Origin of the sequence: Streptomyces sp. NPDC060184, from assembly GCF_042728795.1 — a bacterium.
Lineage (GTDB): Bacteria > Actinomycetota > Actinomycetes > Streptomycetales > Streptomycetaceae > Streptomyces.
Genome location: NZ_JBHWYX010000096.1, coordinates 1 through 3,144, shown reverse-complemented (window position 1 = coordinate 3,144; position 3,144 = coordinate 1). Strand labels below are relative to the sequence as shown.

Below are 3,144 nucleotides of genomic sequence, written 5' to 3'. Positions count from 1 at the left end.
GGCGGCGGGCATGGCGCCCGCCGCCCCTCCCGCGCGCGGTCCCGGCACACCGGGGCCGCGAGGCGCGTCATCCGCGCGGCGGCTCCCCGAAGAGATCCACCGCGTTACGTACCGCCCGGAGCCCGGGCGCCAGGGCGCTCACCGATCCGATCGATCCCGCGATCAGCAGCAGGGAACGGCGGAGCCGGGGAATCTCCGGCACCCCGCTGACCGCCATGGCGTCCAGTGCGGCCAGCTCCTCCTCCGCGATCCCCCGGTCGGAGAACTCCGCGGGGTGCCCGGCCAGCTCGCGACGGAGCCGGGACACCGCTGTCCGCAACTCCGTGACCCTGGGGTCCTCGCTGCTCCCGGTCACCCGCTTCTGCCCCACACTTCGCAACAATGCACTCCCCCTCGCACGCCTTCGTGCCGTAGGCCTTTCGCACTCCGGACCATGGTCAAGTGCTCCGGAGTGGAGGCAAGTTAACGCCATCGAAGGTGGCCGGCGCCACTCCGTGACCGGAAATCAGGGTTACCCCTGAGGGTGACGCGGCTTTCGCGTGTGCGACCCGCTCGACGGCGTGTCGGTGGTATCCAGGACCCATGGCTCCAGCTCCTGAAAACCCCCTGGTCACCGGGGTACTGCTCGCCGCCGGAGGCGGCAGACGCCTGGGCGGGCGGCCCAAGGCCCTCCTGACGTACCGGGGCCGCCCGCTGATCGAACACGCGATTCGATCACTGCGCGACGGCGGCTGCGGCCGGATCGTGGTGGTGCTGGGCGCCGCGGCCGATGAGGTGCGGGCCCGAAGCACGCTCACCGGGTGCGCGGTGACGGTCAATCCGGAGTGGTGTGCGGGCATGGGCGGTTCGCTGCGCGCGGGTCTCGCCGCACTCGCGGGCACCGGGGCGGAGGCGGCACTCGTCCTCCTCGTCGACCAGCCGGGCGTCGGCGCCGAGGCGGTGTCCCGGGTCCGCGCCGCCGCCACCTCGCGGGCGAGCCTGGCGGCGGCCTCGTACGACGGTGTGCGCGGGCATCCGGTGCTCCTCGGCGCCGACCACTGGGCGGGGGTGTCGGCGGACGCCACCGGCGACCAGGGAGCGCGCGCCTATCTGCGGGAGCACCGGGCGGCGCTCACGCTGGTCGAGTGCGGGGACGTGGCGGAGGCGTACGACATCGACACGCCGGAGGACCTGGGGCGCCTGTCCGGCCCGTGACGGGCCGGGCGCCCGTCCGGGACCGGGTCAGACCGGTGCGTCGTCCTCGACGAACATCTTCAGCGCCCCGCCGTGCTCCTCGGCGGAGGCCTGTGCCTCACCTCCCAGTTCGCTCACCGGACCCGACGCCCCGTCGTCTCGGGCGGCTCGCCACACTCAGGGCCGTTGAGGTTCCACGATGAGGAAACTACTATCCACTGAGCAGAAGCCGGTGGGTTCATCGAAGCCCTCCCGCGACTCGTAGCCCGCAGCCCCGAAGGAGTGACCGCTCATGTCCGCACCGGTGCCGTCCCCGCTGGTCGTCGTCGACGCCGAGCCCCTGCCCCGGCAGGAGGAGGTACTGACCGACGCGGCCCTCGCGTTCGTGGCCGAGCTGCACCGGCGGTTCACGCTCCGCCGCGACGAACTCCTCGCCCGCAGGGCGGAGCGCCGCGCGGAGATCGCCCGTACCTCCACCCTGGACTTCCTGCCCGGGACGGCCGGCGTCCGCGCCGACGACTCCTGGCGGGTGGCGCCCGCCCCGGCGGCGCTGGACGACCGCCGGGTGGAGATCACCGGGCCGACCGACCGGAAGATGACGGTCAACGCGCTCAACTCCGGCGCCCGGATCTGGCTCGCCGACTTCGAGGACGCCTCGGCCCCCACCTGGGAGAACGTCGTCCTCGGGCAGCTCAACCTGATCGACGCCTACGAGCGCCGCATCGACTTCACCGACCCGGGCTCCGGGAAGACGTACGCCCTGCGGCCCGCCGAGGAGCTGGCGACCGTCGTCACCCGGCCGCGCGGCTGGCACCTGGACGAGCGCCACCTCCGGCTCGACGGGACCCCGGTCCCCGGCGCGCTGGTCGACTTCGGCCTGTACTTCTTCCACAACGCCGAACGGCTGATCCGCCTCGGCAAGGGCCCGTACTTCTACCTCCCGAAGACGGAGTCCCATCTGGAGGCCCGCCTCTGGAACGACGTCTTCGTCTTCGCCCAGGAGTACGTCGGCATCCCGCAGGGCACCGTCCGCGCGACCGTCCTCATCGAGACGATCACCGCCGCCTACGAAATGGAGGAAATCCTCTACGAGTTGCGCGACCACGCCTCCGGACTCAACGCGGGACGCTGGGACTACCTCTTCTCCATCGTCAAGAACTTCCGCGACGGCGGGACCAAGTTCGTCCTGCCGGACCGCAACGCCGTGACGATGACCGCCCCGTTCATGCGCGCGTACACCGAACTCCTCGTCCGCACCTGCCACAAGCGGGGCGCTCATGCCATCGGCGGGATGGCGGCCTTCATCCCCTCGCGCCGGGACGCCGAGGCCAACAAGGTCGCGTTCGAGAAGGTGAAGGCGGACAAGGACCGCGAGGCCGCCGACGGCTTCGACGGCTCCTGGGTCGCCCACCCGGACCTGGTCCCGATCGCCCTCGCCTCCTTCGACGCGGTGCTCGGCGAGAAGCCGAACCAGAAGGACCGGCTCCGCGAGGACGTCTCGGTGGCGGCGGGCGACCTGATCGCCGTCGACAGCCTGGACGCCCGCCCCACGTACGAGGGCTGGCGCAACGCCGTCGCGGTCGGCATCCGCTACATCGAGGCGTGGCTGCGCGGCACGGGTGCCGTGGCCATCTTCGGTCTCATGGAGGACGCGGCCACGGCGGAGATCTCCCGCTCGCAGATCTGGCAGTGGATCAACGCGGACGTGGTCTTCGAGAACGGCGAACACGCCACCGCCGACCTGGCCCGCAAGGTCGCCGCCGAGGAACTCACCGCCGTCCGAGCCGAGATCGGCGAGGAGGCGTTCGCGTCCGGTCGCTGGCAGCAGGCCCACGACCTGCTGCTCCAGGTGGCGCTGGACACCGACTACACGGACTTCCTCACCCTGCCCGCGTACGAGCAGCTGCGCTGATCCGCTCACCTGCCCCGCCCGGACATGCCACCGCCCCCGGCACCGCACCACGCCGGGGG

At 72.1% G+C, this 3,144-nt stretch carries 3 protein-coding genes; 2 read left to right on the top strand and 1 reads right to left on the bottom strand.

From position 1 onward, the window contains the following. Positions 1–67 precede the first annotated feature (67 nt). Positions 68–370 carry a DUF5955 family protein gene (locus tag ACFWEE_RS32585; RefSeq protein ID WP_327180224.1) on the bottom strand — a complete coding sequence of 101 codons (303 nt, stop codon included), beginning with the start codon at positions 368–370 and terminating at the stop codon, positions 68–70. 212 nt (positions 371–582) lie between these two features. Here ACFWEE_RS32585 and ACFWEE_RS32580 point away from each other — a divergent pair, with 212 nt between their 5' ends. Beyond that, entirely contained in the window at positions 583–1,194 is a 612-nt protein-coding gene (locus ACFWEE_RS32580; RefSeq protein ID WP_386894845.1) for an NTP transferase domain-containing protein, read from the top strand. Positions 1,195–1,465: 271 nt separating this feature from the next. Further along, a complete protein-coding gene (gene aceB, locus ACFWEE_RS32575; RefSeq protein ID WP_386894843.1) occupies positions 1,466–3,085 on the top strand; it encodes a malate synthase A in 1,620 nt (539 codons plus the stop codon). The last annotated feature ends 59 nt before the right edge of the window (positions 3,086–3,144 follow it).

What these genes read in the sequence shown, in the direction of transcription:
- aceB (WP_386894843.1), top strand. Translation starts at nt 1,466, where the DNA reads ATGTCCGCACCGGTGCCGTCCCCGCTGGTCGTCGTCGACGCCGAGCCC.
- ACFWEE_RS32580 (WP_386894845.1), top strand. Translation starts at nt 583, where the DNA reads ATGGCTCCAGCTCCTGAAAACCCCCTGGTCACCGGGGTACTGCTCGCC.